14 protein-coding genes are annotated in these 16,727 nt (G+C 41.0%); 11 read left to right on the top strand and 3 right to left on the bottom strand.

Features of this window, described 5'->3' with window-relative positions:
- Positions 1–433 precede the first annotated feature (433 nt).
- Together csaB and V7K44_RS00825 are read left to right on the top strand one after the other, a co-directional pair.
- Positions 434–1,486, top strand: a complete 1,053-nt coding sequence (gene csaB / locus V7K44_RS00830; protein ID WP_334927703.1) for a polysaccharide pyruvyl transferase CsaB — start codon at positions 434–436, stop codon at positions 1,484–1,486.
- Positions 1,487–2,033: 547 nt separating this feature from the next.
- On the top strand, positions 2,034–3,530 hold the full coding sequence (locus V7K44_RS00825; protein WP_334927701.1) for a glycosyltransferase family 87 protein: 1,497 nt from the start codon (positions 2,034–2,036) through the stop codon (positions 3,528–3,530).
- Between the two features lie 203 nt (positions 3,531–3,733).
- Here V7K44_RS00825 and pgeF read toward each other — a convergent pair whose 3' ends face one another.
- Positions 3,734–4,513, bottom strand: a complete 780-nt coding sequence (gene pgeF, locus V7K44_RS00820) for a peptidoglycan editing factor PgeF (protein ID WP_334927699.1) — start codon at positions 4,511–4,513, stop codon at positions 3,734–3,736.
- 77 nt (positions 4,514–4,590) lie between these two features.
- Between pgeF and V7K44_RS00815 the strand changes: the two genes are divergently transcribed.
- The gene (locus tag V7K44_RS00815) at positions 4,591–5,409 is read left to right on the top strand and encodes a biotin--[acetyl-CoA-carboxylase] ligase (RefSeq protein ID WP_334927697.1); all 819 of its coding nucleotides are present in this window, start codon (positions 4,591–4,593) and stop codon (positions 5,407–5,409) included.
- A gap of 90 nt (positions 5,410–5,499) precedes the next feature.
- A complete protein-coding gene (locus V7K44_RS00810) occupies positions 5,500–7,074 on the top strand; it encodes a M23 family metallopeptidase (RefSeq protein WP_334927695.1) in 1,575 nt (524 codons plus the stop codon).
- 70 nt (positions 7,075–7,144) lie between these two features.
- Here the strand turns inward: V7K44_RS00810 and V7K44_RS00805 are convergent, their stop codons facing one another.
- Positions 7,145–7,825, bottom strand: a complete 681-nt coding sequence (locus tag V7K44_RS00805) for a riboflavin synthase (protein WP_334927693.1) — start codon at positions 7,823–7,825, stop codon at positions 7,145–7,147.
- Positions 7,826–8,165: 340 nt separating this feature from the next.
- Here V7K44_RS00805 and V7K44_RS00800 point away from each other — a divergent pair, with 340 nt between their 5' ends.
- The 6 genes from V7K44_RS00800 to V7K44_RS00775 all read left to right on the top strand — a co-directional run bounded on the left by V7K44_RS00800 (position 8,166) and on the right by V7K44_RS00775 (position 14,588).
- Positions 8,166–8,663: a bifunctional nuclease family protein gene (locus V7K44_RS00800; RefSeq protein WP_094349146.1), complete on the top strand. Its 498-nt coding sequence runs from the start codon at positions 8,166–8,168 to the stop codon at positions 8,661–8,663.
- Between the two features lie 94 nt (positions 8,664–8,757).
- On the top strand, positions 8,758–9,888 hold the full coding sequence (locus tag V7K44_RS00795) for an aldo/keto reductase (RefSeq protein WP_334927691.1): 1,131 nt from the start codon (positions 8,758–8,760) through the stop codon (positions 9,886–9,888).
- A gap of 170 nt (positions 9,889–10,058) precedes the next feature.
- Complete coding sequence (locus tag V7K44_RS00790; RefSeq protein WP_334927767.1) at positions 10,059–11,867, top strand: ABC transporter ATP-binding protein; 1,809 nt, start codon at positions 10,059–10,061, stop codon at positions 11,865–11,867.
- Positions 11,868–12,059: 192 nt separating this feature from the next.
- Positions 12,060–12,677 carry a Uma2 family endonuclease gene (locus tag V7K44_RS00785; RefSeq protein WP_334927689.1) on the top strand — a complete coding sequence of 206 codons (618 nt, stop codon included), beginning with the start codon at positions 12,060–12,062 and terminating at the stop codon, positions 12,675–12,677.
- Positions 12,678–12,792: 115 nt separating this feature from the next.
- Entirely contained in the window at positions 12,793–13,935 is a 1,143-nt protein-coding gene (locus V7K44_RS00780; RefSeq protein ID WP_334927687.1) for an AAA family ATPase, read from the top strand.
- 2 nt (positions 13,936–13,937) lie between these two features.
- A complete protein-coding gene (locus V7K44_RS00775; RefSeq protein WP_334927685.1) occupies positions 13,938–14,588 on the top strand; it encodes a DUF3226 domain-containing protein in 651 nt (216 codons plus the stop codon).
- A gap of 7 nt (positions 14,589–14,595) precedes the next feature.
- Here the strand turns inward: V7K44_RS00775 and V7K44_RS00770 are convergent, their stop codons facing one another.
- A complete protein-coding gene (locus V7K44_RS00770) occupies positions 14,596–15,474 on the bottom strand; it encodes a LysR family transcriptional regulator (RefSeq protein ID WP_334927683.1) in 879 nt (292 codons plus the stop codon).
- A 695-nt stretch (positions 15,475–16,169) separates the two neighbouring features.
- Here V7K44_RS00770 and V7K44_RS00765 point away from each other — a divergent pair.
- Positions 16,170–16,727, top strand: a complete 558-nt coding sequence (locus tag V7K44_RS00765) for a hypothetical protein (protein ID WP_334927681.1) — start codon at positions 16,170–16,172, stop codon at positions 16,725–16,727.

The raw sequence follows: 16,727 nt of genomic DNA, 5'->3' as shown, positions 1-16,727 counted from the left end.
ACTTTTTGTGTAACAAAACCCATCTTTTTCAAATTTAAATCCTTGTAGAGACGCGAAATTTCGTGTTTCTACAAGGATTTTTCATTAGATGTCTATTGTATTAGATAGTTTTAGCGATCAGCGATCATAACCTTTATGCAAGTATCGAAATATCCAAGCACAGACAAAGAAACTACAAGGTAGCAAGACTTCTGTCGATGAAACCGGAAGTGAACACTTCGGAGTCGAAAAAATGTAAGTAATTATAGCGGCTGCTATCCTGCTTAGGACAAGTCTGCTATGGATAGCTGTGACAGTAGCTCTCTGACGATTTGCTAATGAATGTCCTAAGTTGTTTGACCACTGCTATAGAACTTGGGAATGAGTTTACCATCTATATGGGGGACAGAGATTCATTTAACAATAGCTATTAATCCAAAATCCAAAATCCAAAATGGTCAACATACGGGCATTATTGTCTGGGTATTACGGTAAAGGTAATGGTGGTGACGAAGCTTTATTGGCAACGCTTTTGCAAATGTTACCATCTCACGTAACGCCTATAGTACTTTCTGGTAATCCAGAGGAAACCCGCGATCGCTACAATGTAGAAACCTACGATCGCATGGCTCCCTTAGCTGTACTGCAAGCTTTACGCTCTTGTGATGCCTTGATTTGGGGTGGTGGGAGTCTGATTCAAGATGTCACCAGTACCATCAGCCCATTTTATTATGGGGGACTGATGGCATTAGCGCAGAAAATGGGTTTGAAAACTGTTGCTTGGGCGCAAGGTATTGGCCCTTTGGTGCGTCCGCAAACTCGTTGGTTGGCAAAGCAAACCTTTGGTAATTGTACCAAAATTAGTGTCCGCGATCGCGCCAGCGCTGCTTTATTATCTGACTGGCAAATTCCTTGTATTATAGCTCCTGACCCGGTTTGGGCGTTGGAATCTAAACCAGTACCAGGACTTTGGGATTTACCTGCGCCGAGAGTTGCAGTAACGTTGCGATCGCATCCCCAACTTACAGAAACACGTTTAGCAAATTTAACTCGCGCTTTAGTTGACTTTCAAAAGGCCACGCAAGCATTTATTTTATTACTGCCGTTTCAAAAAAGTGAAGATTTAAGTATTGCCGAAGCTATTCAACCACATCTTAAAGATGTCAGCAAGATTTTGTGTCTGGAAGATCCGCAACTTTTAAAAGGTGTGTTTCGCGGCGTTGAAATGGCAATTGGGATGCGTTTGCACAGTTTAATTATGGCTGCTGCTGAAGGTTGTCGCTGCTTTGCTCTCAGTTATGACCCCAAAGTAAATCGTCTCATGGAAGACTTGGAAATGCCTGGGTGGGATTTGGCGAGTTTACCCGATGACCCCAATTTGATTAGTCTGACTTGGATGGAACACTATGCTAACGGCGATCCGTTATCACCAGAGCAAATAAAATCTTTAGTAGATAGGGCATTAATACACTGCGAATTATTGAGACAAAGTTTTCGTAATAATTAAGACCAAAACCCCAATAAGCAAGCGTACTGCACGCAACCGATAACCACTAGAAGTAATCCTCGAAAATAAGTATTATTACGAACATCTAAATTTCAGAAACCTAAGCTACGGAGCAAACCTTACTATCTCTCCCCAACCCTCTCCATACACGTCTCTCTCCAAAATCAAAATCGTTGTAAATACTTCTAATTACCCCGATAAGTTGGGTTGATTTGATACCCTCAAGCCTTTTAAATAGAAGGCTTGAGGGTATCAAAAGCTTATGGAGCAATGTTAGAAAACTTGTGTGTACACCTTAGCCTAAAAGAAGAGAGTTAGGGAAAAACTTTTGTTGTTGGGATGGGGGTTTCAAAGCCTTCCCCTGAAGTAGAGAGAGAAATGGAAGCGAGGTATTTGGTATAATTTACGATTTATAAAACCTTGTTTTATGGTTAAAAGGGAGTAATTGTCAAAATTTTGTAAATTGATTATGAAAATACATAAGTATCCTTTCTTACGAAAAAATTCAGGGATATTATGTAGAATATACATAGATAATTGTTACTTAATGATAAAGTTTGGCTTTTGGAACCTACTTGTAGTAACTGTTGTTGCTTTAGTTCTGAAAAATAATTGGCGATTAGATGATGAAAAGGCAGCCTGGAAAAATTCTTTATTCTTAAAATCCCCTGCAATTCAACGGTTGATACAATTTTTGCATCAACCAATTGTTAGCTTTATTGTTCAAGCAAGTGTTGTATTAATCGTTACAAGATTCCTTTGTTATACAGGTTGGCTAGTTTATTTACTAAATCAACCAGATCCACCCTTATGGGATTTTAAGTGGTTTTATGTGGCGAGTAGATTAGCTCATCAGCATTTGAGTCCCTTTAATGCCGAGATTTTTAATCAAAGCTTTTGTAGCCTAACTAAGGCGTGTAACTTGATTCCACCCTTTGTTTATCCACCTAATATTATTCCTCTCATCTGGTTTCTCGGTTATTTTTCGAGCAGTACTGCATTTACAATCTGGATTGGAATGCATATATTAGCAATCGGTTTGGCTTTATGGGGAGCGAATATCCTGCTGGAGTCGAAGTCGCGAGCTTTGAGAACTATTTGCACAATCTCGGTTGTATCGATTTATGGTTTAGTTAACGATCTTCAAGTTGGTAATATTGCTATTTTTGTTGCAGTTCTGATCTTATGGATGTTTATCTGGGCTAAAAAAAATCAAGATATTCCAGCAGGAATTTGCTTGGGTATTGCCGTTTGTAAACCAACATTGGCTGCATTATTCATTCTGTATTTTCTACTGAAAAGACGGTTTTCTTTGGTTTTTGTATCTGTTGTCACAGGAATTTCTCTAGTATTTTTAGGTCTAGCCTTGACGGGCAATTCTTTGACACAATTTCTACCAGATGTATCTCGTGGATTTTCACTCTGGATACAAGACCCATCGAATAGTCCCTATCTTTCGATTAGTCGCATCGATTTGATGGTCGTGGGCCCAAGATTATTTCCCAATAATCCGTTTTTTGCCAAGCTATTTTCAGACTTGATTGTTCTGATACTTGTTGGTTTAGTGGGTTGGTATTGGTATTTGCAACAATCTCTCACAGCCTGGGCAAAAGAAATATACTTAACAGAAATAGTACTAGTTTCTTGCTTAAGTATTGCCATTAACTATTCACAGCAAACTAGTTCTGTGATGTTAATACCTGTTGTTGTTTTTCTGCTAAATGATTTGCTGCATCAAATTAGGCATTGTACATTTTCTAGGAAAAGAATGTCTGTTTGGTTAGCAGGAGTTTGCTGTCTAGGGGTACAAACAGCAGTTATTCATGGCTGGGTCATCGGCTCTCTAGCAAAAAGATGGAATGTAAAAGCAGGGGAATTGCCATACATTATGAAAGTAACTATCTTCGCCCTACCGAGTTATGCAATTTTAGGAATCACCGTGAGTATTTTGGTCTTAGCAATTAGTTCCCTGCGTCAAAAACAGGTTGTGAAATTTGAACCTTTGAATCGGATATCAACTTCGTACATTAAAAGTCATAGGTAGTGATAGGTAAGTAAGTGGGTGTGAATAATTAAATTTACATTGTGTAAAATAGTTTGAGTTCTTCTGCCTTATTTACTTATTTAGGACTTACGTAAACAATAGCTGAAACCCTGATTTTCGGTAAGCGCAATTAATTCATGAATTGCCCTTACGGCTTGTAGTTTTGCGTAAGTCCTATTCATTGATGCTAATTAAAACCAGTTTTACCTTTTCCCGCTGACAATCCCTGACCACTGTACTTTTTTTTCTTTCTCTCGGCGGTAAGAAAAGAAATGCTCTGGAGTTTGAAAAGTACAATAAGGTGCGATCGCAATTTGTTCTGCACTAATTCCCATATTTTCCAGTTGTAAGGTATTCACTCGCCGCACATCTAACCGTACCTTTCCTGGATCGGGGTCTTCTAGTAAAGGTGAATTTGGTAACTCATGCAATGCCGTTACAATTTTTTCTTCATCATTATGTGATATAATACTAGCCCCAATTTCCGCTGCTACTTCAATCGAGACTTGGTAAACCTCACCAGCGATCGCTGGGCCCATCGCAATTCTCAAATCATCGAGTTTACTGCCTTGAGATTGTAATCTAGCGATCGCCAAGGGAACAATCTTTTTAGCAGTCCCCCGCCAACCCGCGTGTAATGCTGCTACCCGTCCAGTTTGCACATCCCCAATTAGCACGGGTGTACAATCTGCGCTAGCGACCCAAACAGCTTGTAGAGGCTGTTCGCTCATTAAACCATCTGCCGATGCTAAATCCTCCTCAGCAGAGCTTAAGAAGCTTTCAACTTCTTGGGGGGTAAGAACAGTATTGCCATGAACCTGCTTTAAGCGATAGACTGATGCCTCTGGTTGCAATACTTCTGTGATAACTTGTGGCGATCGCGGCCAAAACTGCTGGGTAAAGAAGCCGTGGTGCCAACCTTCCAAAATACTACAAGTTAGATAGGGAAGTCCTTCCCAATTGCGCCAGTGCCAAGTGTGCATCTTCAACCAAACCTAAACAGAAATCACTCATCAGCCAATCAATGCTAACTTGAACAACGGAATTTGGGTTAACTGCTGTGGGATTTAATCTGCAAAACTTGGAAGCAGCCTTGCAAGCAGGGCGTGAGCATACATATTTACCATTTTCTCTTCACTTTTTTGGAAGCGTCTCCTCAACCAACCAAACCCTCTGGAACTTACTCAAACAAGGGGCTATTTCAGGAACAGTAGTAATCGCAACTCAGCAATCTGCTGGGCGGGGACAATGGGGACGCCAGTGGATTTCTCCGGCTGGGGGATTATATATTTCCGTGGCGATTTCTTTCGACCATAAAATAGAGGCTACTGACAGCTACCAGCTAACTTTCGCTACTGCTTGGGGAATTGCGTCGCAATTGCGCCAATGCGGTATAAATGTTGGGATAAAATGGCCCAATGATTTAGTTTTAAATGGTCGCAAACTAGGCGGCATTTTGACAGAAACCAAAGTAAACAAAGGACAAATCACCCAAGCAGTAATTGGTGTTGGTATTAACTGGACGAACCCAGTACCAGAAACTGGAATCAATCTGGAATCGTGGCAAGCTTCCCAAGATTGCAGACCAATTTCGTGTCTGGAAATGCTCACCTCTAAAGTCTTGCTGGGAATAGAATCCGGTATGGAGTGCCTTTTTAAAGAAGGAGTAAATATACTCTTGTCTGGCTATCTAGACTTGCTTACAAACATGGGCGATCGGGTGTATGTCAATAATCTTTCAGGTACAGTAGTTGGAGTGACTCCTCAAGGAAATTTACGAGTTGATTTAGAAACACATGATACAAAGGAACTAATTACACCGGAAATTTATATTGAACCCGGTACAATCAGTTTGGGGTACCATAAATCTTCCGTTTAAATTTGAGGTTTGTTCAAAATTTCGCTCTTTGGGCAAGACAAACCACTAGCATCATCTCTTTAGGCTAATTACACACAACTGAGAGAAAAAATGACGCAGCGCAAAAATTCTGCCCCTCATCGTTTGCATTACTTATGGCAGCAAGGTCTAACAAAAAAACGTTTTGCCTCGACGCTACCAGCCCAGAGCCTCTGTTGGCTGAGTAGCGTTAGCCTCCTTAGCGGTGGCTTCGTGTTTGCCCAAACGGAAGCACAAATAGACAACATCGTTCCCACTGTTGAAAGTTCTCAACCAACAGCAGTTACAAATCCAGTTAAAGCCTCGACTTTTAAAAAACAGGCTGTTGCGTCGCCGGAAGCCGCTCAAGCGCAACCGGAATTTTCCCAACGGCGAGCCAGACTCAGACAGAGACTAGGCAAGCCAGAGGTTGCTCAATCAAAAGAGCCAGTTAGGCAGTCTACACCCAAAATCGAAGCAGCTGAACCTGTTGTGATTATCAGACAGTCAAAGCCCAAAGTAGAAGCCTCACAGGTTACTCCTGTAAGGATGAGACAGGAAAAACCCAATACCCCTGCCCGCTATGCACCTGAAAAACTTCCAGTAGTTGCTCAACCATCAAATAACTCTAACAGCCCTGTCAGTGCAACGGCGGAGAAAACAAAGGATTATAATAACGCCTATATCGATCCTAATAGTTATGACAGTGGTGCAACAGGTACTTATCAAGCACCAAACTCTGTAATTGTTACAGAACGCTCCAGTGGTTGTCGAGCCATTTTGCCATCAGGGCAAAGTGTATTAGGCGGTGTTTGCGCCAAAGCACCCCAAAGGAGTGTAGCTGATTCTAATGGTAAAGTAGCACCTAATTGGCTCAGAAGAAGTCAAAACGCCCAATTGCCAGTAGTTTCACCCGTGCGGCAAATTGCAACTACTGGCAACACCAGTAAATGGCGTGCTGCTCAAAGTGGTTCTAGCGGTGTCACCAAGACCGCATTTCGCCCGAATCGGTTTATCCCTACTCCCGCCGAGTTCACCCCGACAACAGTGAGTGCAACTCCCATCGCACCGAGTGGTGGGACTTTACCGCCACCAATGGCAGATGGCAACATTGCACCCCGTCCCAGCAACGTGTCTTACGACTTCTCACTAGCATCAGTATTGCCGCAAATTCCCTACATAGGGAGAGTTGCTTATAGCGGTACAGGAATGATGTATCCACTATCTATTCCCGCTCCCATTACTTCTTTGTTTGGTTGGCGAGTTCATCCAATCACAGGTAATCAACGCTTCCATGCTGGTACAGACTTGGGCGCGCCTACGGGAACACCTGTTTTGGCTGCTGCTGCTGGTCAAGTGGAAACTGCTAACTGGGTGGGTGGTTATGGTTTAACCGTAATCCTGAATCACAAATCTGCTGAACAAACTCTCTACGGTCACATGTCAGAAATCCTTGTTCAACCCGGTCAGTGGGTACAACCTGGAACTATCATCGGGCGAGTTGGCAGCACTGGTAACTCCACAGGCCCTCACTTGCATTTTGAAGTTCGCCACCTTACACAAGATGGGTGGGTTGCTACTGACCCAGGCGTGGAATTACAAAGTGCCCTCAGCCAGTTAGTGCGAGGCTTGCAAACCGCCCAGGTAAGCCAGCAACCAGGCAGCTAGATTGGAAATTTTGGATTTTGGATTTTAAATTTTAAATTAATCCAAAATCCAAAATCCAAAATCTAAAATGTCAGAGATACCCGTTTTCTGCTAGGAATGCGGGTGTAATGCCATCCATACTATTGTCATCAGTGCCTCTGGTGTGGGGGTTGCCAGAATAAAGGAATTTTTCCACGTATTTGCCGAGAATATCCCCTTCTAGATTCACTAAACTTCCAGCAACCAAATAGCGAAGATTTGTCTCGCTGTATGTCAGGGGAATTACCGCTACTTTGAATTGGGAGAGTTCTGGCTCATAATCAGCGACTGTGAGGCTGATGCCATTGACGGCAATGCTACCTTTGGGGACAATGTACCGTGCGATCGCAACGGAAGCAATAAAGGTCATTTCCCAAGAACTAGCCGTTTGTTCTGCCACTAGCAATCGACCGATGCCGTCTACATGACCCATCACAAAATGACCGCCAACTTTGCTGCCTACTTTGAGCGACGCTTCTAAATTGACATATCTCTGTTGGGTTTGCTCACCTCCCAAGGTTGTCCGGCGTAGAGTTTCTGGTGAAGCCGTGGCAATAAACCCGTCTTTTAAAACTTGTTCCACTGTCAGGCAAACACCATCGACAGCAACACTGTCACCATAAGCCAAATCTTGCATAATTACTTCACCCGACTGGCTTACACAAGTAATTTGCCAAGAATCGCCCCCTAAGGGTTCCATCGTTCCTAATGCTTGGATTAATCCTGTAAACACGGCTTTTTTGTCAAACTAACTCTATTTATTGCCTAATTTTGCCTGAAGTCAATTGGTAATTGTCACAGAAATCTCGAACATCCAAGTATATTTTCTGACTTTTTTTAGGATAGGAATATTAACACATTAGCATCCTTCACAAGGCATACTTGGTTAAGAAGGTTATTCTTTAAGAAGACCAATTTGACTTACTCTGGTTTTCACCACAAGTTCGGAGTTTAATAGAAGCAATTATAGAGAACGAATGCTTATGTTTATTACTGTCACCAAACCGCCTAAAAAGGGGTGTTATTTGTTACACGTCATCAAAGGCTCTCAAAGCATTGTAGAGGCTTAGGCAATGATTGAAATGAAAGTCGCTGGCATAGCATTAGATGCCATAACCCGCAGCCCGATCGTCCTTTTGAAAGATTCTTCAGATCGGCGGGCTTTGCCAATTTATATTGGTCAGGAACAGGCTAGGGCAATTATGGGCGCACTGGAGAATCAGAAGCCTCCTAGACCCTTAACTCACGACCTGATTGTAAATATTCTAGAGACTTGGAACATGACTCTAGAAAAAGTCATTATTCATTCCCTGCAAAAGGATACATTTTATGCAGCTTTAATTGTCCAGCAAGGCGAAGTCAAAAAAGAAATTGACGCGCGTCCTAGCGATGCGATCGCTATTGCTCTCCGTACAAATACTCCCATTTGGGTAATGGAAGAAGTCATTGCCGATGCTTCTATCCCTGTCGATCGGGATGCAGATGAAGCCGAACAGCAAGCCTTCCGTGAATTTATTTCTAATCTCCGTCCTGAAGATTTGATCAAGCGCTTTGGTAATGGCGACAGCTAGACAATTTTAGATTTTGAATTTTGGATTTTGGATTGAAGTGAAAATCTAAAATCTAAAATCTAAAATTGAATCGGCTCCTAACTTTTTATTAAAGATGCAATACCGACGCTTTGGAAAAACGAATCTGCGCCTCTCGGTTTTTTCCTTGGGAACAATGCGCTACTTGGCTGATTTTGAAAATGCTCACCAGACTATCGAACAAGCCTTAGCGCTAGGAATTAATCATCTAGAAACCGCCAGAGGTTACGGCAAAAGCGAGGAGTATCTTGGTAGGGCGCTAAAAGCTGGGTTGTCAGTACCCCGAACGAAGCTTTATGTCACTACTAAAATCTCAGCCACAGCAGATGCTGATACCATGCGTCGGTACATTGACGAATCTCTAGAACGATTACAACTAGATTATTTAGATTGCTTAGGGGTTCATGGTTTGAACACTTGGCAACATTTGGAGTGGGTGCAAACCAAAAATGGCTGTATGCAAGCAGTGGAGGAAGCTGTTGCTGATGGTCGAGTACGACACGTTGGTTTTTCCACCCACGGGCCATTAGAGGTAATTCAGGCAGCAATAAATACAGATTTATTTGAATTTGTCAATCTGCATTATTACTATTTTTTTCAACGGCACGCACCAGCAATTCAACTAGCTGCCGAAAAGGATATGGGCATTTTCATTATTTCCCCTGCTGATAAGGGAGGACGCCTCTACACGCCACCTCAAACCTTAAAAGACCTGTGTTATCCGTATTCACCCTTAGAATTGAATTATCGATTTTTACTTGCAGATCGCCGTATTACTACTTTGAGTATAGGGCCAGCTAACCCAGGTGAATTAAGAGAACCTTTGCAAATTGCTGACCATGATGGAGAGTTAACATCAGCAGAAATTTCCACTTTCTGGCGGTTAGAAAATCACCAAAAAATTGCTTTGGAAACTGATAATTGTAGTCAGTGTTATGCTTGTTTGCCTTGTCCAGAAAATATCAATATTCCAGAGGTATTGCGGTTACGTAATCTCGCCGTGGCATACGATATGAAAGACTATGGTCAATATCGTTACGGAATGTTTGAAAATGCCGGTCACTGGTTCCCTGGAATGAAAGGCAACCGATGTACAGAATGTGGTGACTGTTTGCCTCGCTGTCCAGAAAAGTTAGATATCCCAGCTTTGTTAAAAGATACTCACCAAAAATTAAGTGGGAAAGCAGGTCGGAGATTGTGGGGATAAAAATTTGAACAGGAGTCAGAATTCAGAATATACGTCTCGTAATTCTGACTTCTAGCTCCTGAGTTCTGAGTTCTTTATTGTTAAAATTATATAAAGATTAAAAGAGTCAGGAAGATCCGCCGAAGCTGGGGTGTCTCACCAAAAAAGATGAAAATTAAAAAAAAAGAAATATCCTACGCCAATCACTGACGGTTTTCCGCTACAGTGGACGGGCTGTAAGCTTAGTATGGACTACTAGCCGATCGCTTACTATTTTTCTGGCTAGTTTAACTTTGGTGGCTGGTCTATTACCGGCGGCGATATCCTACATCAGTAAATTAATTGTTGATGCAGTGGTATTTGCATCTCAAGTGAACTCACAAAGCAATGGTTCTGTCAATATTTCTCCTTCACTATTTTATGTAGGATTAGAAGCGATCGCTGTAATTTTACTAGCAGGCAGTCAACGGGGAATCACCATTTGTCAGTCGTTATTGCGGGCGCTAATGGGTCAGCGAGTGAATGTACTCATCTTAGAAAAGGCGCTGACACTCGATCTTAGGCAGTTTGAAGACTCAGAATTTTATGACAAATTGACCAATGCCCGCCGAGAAGCATCAGTTCGTCCGCTTTCCTTAGTAAACCGCACCTTTGGGTTAGTGCAAAATGCCCTTTCCCTGTTCACCTACGGTATTTTGCTAGTAAATTTCTCAGGTTGGGCGGTGGTGGTGCTGATTTTGGCAGCTATGCCTGTATTTATTTCCGAAACAAAGTTTGCTGGAGAAGGCTTTCGCTTGTTTAGTTGGCGTGCAGCAGAAACTCGTCAACAGCACTATTTAGAAAATCTGCTAGCAAGAGAAGATTTTGTCACAGAAGTCAAACTCTACCAACTGGGAGAGATGTTGCTAGGGCGTTACCGCAACCTGTTTGAGCAACTTTATGGCGAAGACCGTGATTTGACTCTGCGGCGAGGACTGTGGGGGTATCTCCTGGGTTTAGTTAGTACTGGTGCTTTTTACCTAGCTTATGCTTGGATTGTGCTGGAAACAGTGCTAGGTAAGATTTCCTTGGGAGATATGACCATGTATCTCACTGTATTTCGCCAAGGACAATCTACTTTCTCCAATGCCCTTACTTCTATTGGCGGGATGTATGAAGACAACCTCTATCTATCAAATCTCTATGATTTTCTAGAAGAAGAAGTACCAAAATCTTGGGGTAAGGCAACCATTGGTTTAAATTCCCAAGATGGTATCCGTTTTGAGAATGTCTCATTTACTTATCCGGGAAGTTCCAAACCAGCCTTGAGAAACATTTCGCTGCATCTGAAACCCAGAGAGAAACTGGCAATTGTCGGTGAAAACGGTTCCGGTAAAACTACCTTAATCAAACTACTTACCCGACTCTACACCCCTGATTCTGGGCGAATTTTCTTAGATGGCTTGGACTTGCAGGAATGGGATGTGGATGTCCTGCGGCGTCGCGTTGGTGTGATTTTTCAGAACTTTGTTCGCTACCAGTTCACTGTGGGAGAGAATATTGGCGTGGGCGATGTAGAACATCTCGAAAATAAAACACAATGGAAAACTGCTGCTGAAAAAGGCATGGCCCAATCTTTTATTGACCAATTACCTCAAAGCTTTCAGACTCAACTTGGTCGTTGGTTTAAGGGAGGACAAGAACTTTCTGGGGGACAGTGGCAGAAAATTGCACTGTCTCGTGCATTTATGCGATCGCAAGCAGATATCTTGGTGTTAGACGAACCAACATCAGCAATAGATGCCCAAGCTGAGTTTGAGATTTTCAATCATTTTCGCGCTATTACTCAAAATCAGATGGTACTTTTGATTTCCCATCGCTTCTCTACAGTACGCATGGCTGACAAAATCCTAGTAATAGAAAACGGCGAAGTTATAGAACAGGGAACTCACGAAGAATTATTACAGCTAGGAGGACGTTATGCCAAATTGTTTATGTTGCAAGCAGCCGGTTATCAATAGGAAAAGGGGCTAACAGTTACTTTTGAATTTAGATAGCGATGCCTACGGCGGGCTGCGCCTACGCTCACTTTATAGAAAGCACTAACACCTCTATCTAACCTGTTAACCTGTTAACAGGTCTGGTCAACATGGATAAAATATCTTTAGTGGCTAGACGATCCGTATTATTAAACATTGTTACCGGATAAAACTATGCAAATAACACAAAAGCGATACTATACTCCAGAGGAATATTTAGAGCTAGAAGAAGCTGCTGACTACAAAAGTGAATATATTAATGGGCAAATAATTCCTATGGCGGGTGGAACAGCTAATCACAATCGTATAGCTGGTAATTTCTATGCTGTGCTAAACTTCGCATTCAGACAACAAGAATACGAAGTGTTTAATAGCGATATGCGTCTGTGGATAAACCAAAAGCGTATCCATACATATCCAGATGTGACAGTAATAGCCGGTGAACCAGAATTTTCCAACAACCGTACAGATATTATTACAAATCCCCAAGTTATTGTTGAGGTTTTGTCTAAATCTACTAAAAACTACGATCGCGAAGATAAATTTCAGGCTTACCGAACTATTTCCACTTTCCAAGAATATCTATTAATTGACCAAACTAGGATTCATGTAGAGCAATTTTCTAAAATTGGGAAAAAGCAATGGACGCTTCGTGAATATGATGAAGAAGATGAAGCGATCGCACTTGGAACCGTACCATTTGAGATTTCTCTACAAGATTTATACAATAAAGTGAAGTTTGAGCCTGTTGAGTCCGAAGGTGAAACTGCTGATGTTGAGGGATTGGGTTAAGGGGAGCGAGTTGATCGAGTTGAGCAATTGTTCTTTTTTGCTAGAGTGAAAAGTATCAAGACTGCTTATACTAATATCAGTCATTACCTCTTTGTTGTCTCCGGCTAGCAAAATTATGTTGAAGACGATAAAAATAGAGAATTTCCGTAGTTTTCAATCTTTCGAGCTTCAGCAGCTTGGTAGAGTAAACCTGCTCGTTGGTAAAAATAATATCGGTAAAACATCAATACTAGAAGCTATTCAACTTTTATGCTCACGGAATAATCTTGATCCACTACGTCAGACAATGACTAACCGGAGCGAGTATTTTTATGATGATGAGCGTAGTAAACCTAGGTTAGGGTTAGCTCAAGCTCAAGACCTTGATGTTCGTCACCTTTTTTATGGTCACGAGATTGAACTGGGGAGCAAATTTTCAATAACAGGTATTAATGGCAATATTCAAGAGGAGCTTGTTGTATCAATAGAAGAACGCAAAATTTCTTCAACAGAGCAACTTAGCTTATTGCCTGAGTTTCTATATGATGAAGTGTCAGATGCATTAAGGGAACTAGACTTCAGTATTAACTGGAATTATGGGCGAGAAGAAAAGCCTTGGAGATTACCGCTATCAGCTAATGGTGGACTTCCTATAGAGGATTATCCTCGCCAATTGCGTAGATATACTAAAAATTCAGTACCAAAAATACAATTTATAACATCATCTTCTTTAGAAACCGATAAGATGATTGAACTATTTGATCAGATAGTACTAACACCTGAAGAAAAACTTGTAGAGCAGGCACTTCATAGAATAGATTCTAAAATTCAACGCATTGCTCCAGTTAGTTCTCGAAATTCAAGATATTCCTTAGAATCGCGGGGCGGTTTTTTTGTCCTTCTTTCTGATAGTAATCAGCGTGTACCAATTGGCAGTATGGGTGATGGTATTTGGCGTATCTTAGGACTTGCATTAGCTACAGTGTGTGCTAAAGATGGATACTTATTTGTTGATGAGATTGATACCGGACTCCATTTTACGGCGATGTCTGATATGTGGAAACTAATTTGGGAAACAGCCAAAAGATTAAATGTGCAAGTTTTCGCTACTACTCACAATAGCGATTGTTGGACAAGTTTAGCTAGTATTGCAGAGCAGGAAGATGTAACTCAGGATGGTATTAGAATTCATAGAATTGAGAAAGGGAAAAAAACAAGTATAGTCTTCACTGAACCTCAAATTGTCATTGCTGCTGAAAGAGAAATTGAGGTACGTTAGTAATGCCAAAAGGTTATGAACGCAAGAAGTTGTTAGTAGAAGGACAGGACGATTTACGAGTTATACCAGAATTAATAGAAAAAAATGGAATTCGTTGGGGTGATAACAAAAGGGAAGCAATTGTATCAATACAAGATTGCGGAGGTTACGAAAATATTGACGCAAACCTTATATCTACAGAACTACAAGCATCAGAACTCACCCATTTAGGCATAATAATAGACGCAGATGAAGATTTATCTGCACGTTGGATAAGTATAAGAAATGCTTGTTTGCCAAGTATATCTGATATTCCTGAAGAAATCTCAGAGACAGGATTGATCCATTTTACAAAAAATGGAATTAAGTTTGGTATCTGGATTATGCCAGATAACCAAATGAGAGGTATGTTAGAGAGCTTTTTAGCTTATATGATTAGAGATGAAAGCGAAACTATTTGGCAATATGCTCAGGAAGTAGCACAAGAAGCAAAAAACAAAGGAGCATCATTCAAAGATTCTTATCTTGATAAAGCTAAAATTTACACTTGGCTGGCATGGCAAGAGGAGCCAGGAAGACAACTGCATCAAGCAATAAAGTATGAAATTCTGAATTCTCAACATCCAAAGGTGCAGACCTTTTTAATATGGTTTAAAAATCTGTATAACTTATAAGATTTTGCTATTTTAAAAACGCAATTTGTAGAAATTCCCTTAGTACGGGTGTTATATCTTCTTCCCGCCACACTATAGCCGTTTCTACTAATGGTGTTTTCTCCTCGAAAATACGATAAACTACACCAGTTCTCTGAAGATTTTGCAATGAAGACGGTGCGATCGCAATCCCCATTCCTGCTGAAACCAATCCGATAATCGTCTGCATCTGAATCGCTTCTTGAGTCACTTTTGGGCTGAAGTTTCCTTGCTGACAAAGACTTACGATTTGGTCGTAAAGTCCGGGTCCCAAATGGCGAGGGAACATGATAAAGTTTTCGTTTACTAGCGATCGCACTGAAATCTTTTCTTGTTCAGCTAAAGAATGAGTTTCCAACATAGCGACAATTAACGCTTCTTGCTGAATGCACTCTTGATTGAGTGTGTTGTCTTCTAAGGGTGGATGGGCAAAACCTACATGAATGTGCCGATTTTGTAGCGCTTGCTCTTGCTGAGTTGTGGTTAATTCCAGCAATACCAACTCTACTTCTGGAAACTGTTCTCTAAACCGCCGCAAAATCACAGGAAGCAAATCGTAAGTTACCAAACTGGTAAACCCAATTCGTAATTGTCCCTTTTCACCTCTTCCCGTTTTTTGGGTTAGCTCAATTGCTTTTTGGAGTTGAGCTAAAAGTTGATAAGCCTCTTGCAGAAAAACTTGCCCTGCTTCTGTTAGTTGTACCTGTCGTTTAGTTTTGCGGTGAAACAGTTCTACTCCCAATTGCACCTCTAGTTGGTGAATTTGCTGGCTTAAGGGCGGTTGAGCGATGTGCAGTCGCTCGGCGGCTCTACTGAAGTGCAGTTCTTCAGCGACAGCAATAAAGTAGCGCAGATGTCGCAGTTCCATCTTTTTGATATTTTATAAGTTTCAATTATCTATAAATATATAAACGCAGAGAGGCGCAAAGTAGCGCAGAGGTTTTAGAAAATTTATAACAAAAACTAGAGGTGCGATCGCTAGGATTTATGATGATTTACGTATAAATTTTATTGATACTCGACAATCAAAAATGTATTTTTCACTACAATTGTTTCGTGAAAATAATTTGTTGCTTTTAATATAAAAATGTATCAGTCTATATGCTATATTTATTAGCTTTCAAAAGCAGTATTAGAAGTTTTTAGGTATACTTTCAAAAGCCTCAGATGCTATGTAAAAATTATTTAAACTTGGGTTCAGCTTTTAAGTTTAATTACAAATCATGCCACCATACTTGATATATTAATAAATTCATTCAAACTCTAAAATAATATTAAGGTTTAAGCGATTTATTGCTATACCTCTCACTGGCTAAAATTAGAAAAATAGTAATTGTTGCTTCTTTAAGAATGAGCAATAGTCATTCAAAAAATATCATTCATAGCGCCGAATGCTCGTCTATTTTTCTGGTTATTCAATGCCCTATGCCCCATAACCCATGCCCAATACCCTAATTGCATACTTCTATGGGATTAGAAGTATCCACACCAACCCAAACAACTACCCCTAGCAGGTTAAACTAGGTCTGGTAAGAACTGCTCCACGTTCCTTATGAGGCTTTTATGGGAGCTAACCTCAAACAGATTGCCAACTATTTAGACAACCTTGGTTGGGACTACCGTTTTGATGATGAAGAAGACCGAATTATAACAGGTGTGGAGGCTGATAACTTAGAAGATTTCCTAATAGTTGTCCAACTGGATGAAGAAGGAAAATTTTTTCGGGTATTTGCCCCTCAAGTTCTGGGAGGAATCCAAAACCATCCTCACAAGGCAGCTATCCTCCAGACAATGCTTGCCATTTCCTGGGAAACCAAAATGTTGCAATGGGAGTATGACCCATCGGATGGTGAAATTCGTGCCATTATTGAGTTTCCTTTAGAAGACTCGATTCTCACAGAAAAACAATTTCACCGTTGTCTGAGTGGATTAATTCAGATTGTCGATGGCATAGCAATACCTCGATTGACAGAAGTTATGGCAACAGGCCTCGATCCGGGGAATATAGAACTTGGGGAAAGACTATTACTCAGTATCCAAGAAGAAGCTCCAGGATTGTTAGATTTACTAGAAAAAGCAATGGAAGCACGAAAAAAGCGAGGAAGTTTTCCTAGTGAGTGA

Source organism: Nostoc sp., from assembly GCF_036917235.1.
Lineage (GTDB): Bacteria > Cyanobacteriota > Cyanobacteriia > Cyanobacteriales > Nostocaceae > Nostoc.
This window is presented reverse-complemented; position numbering and strand designations above follow the sequence as displayed.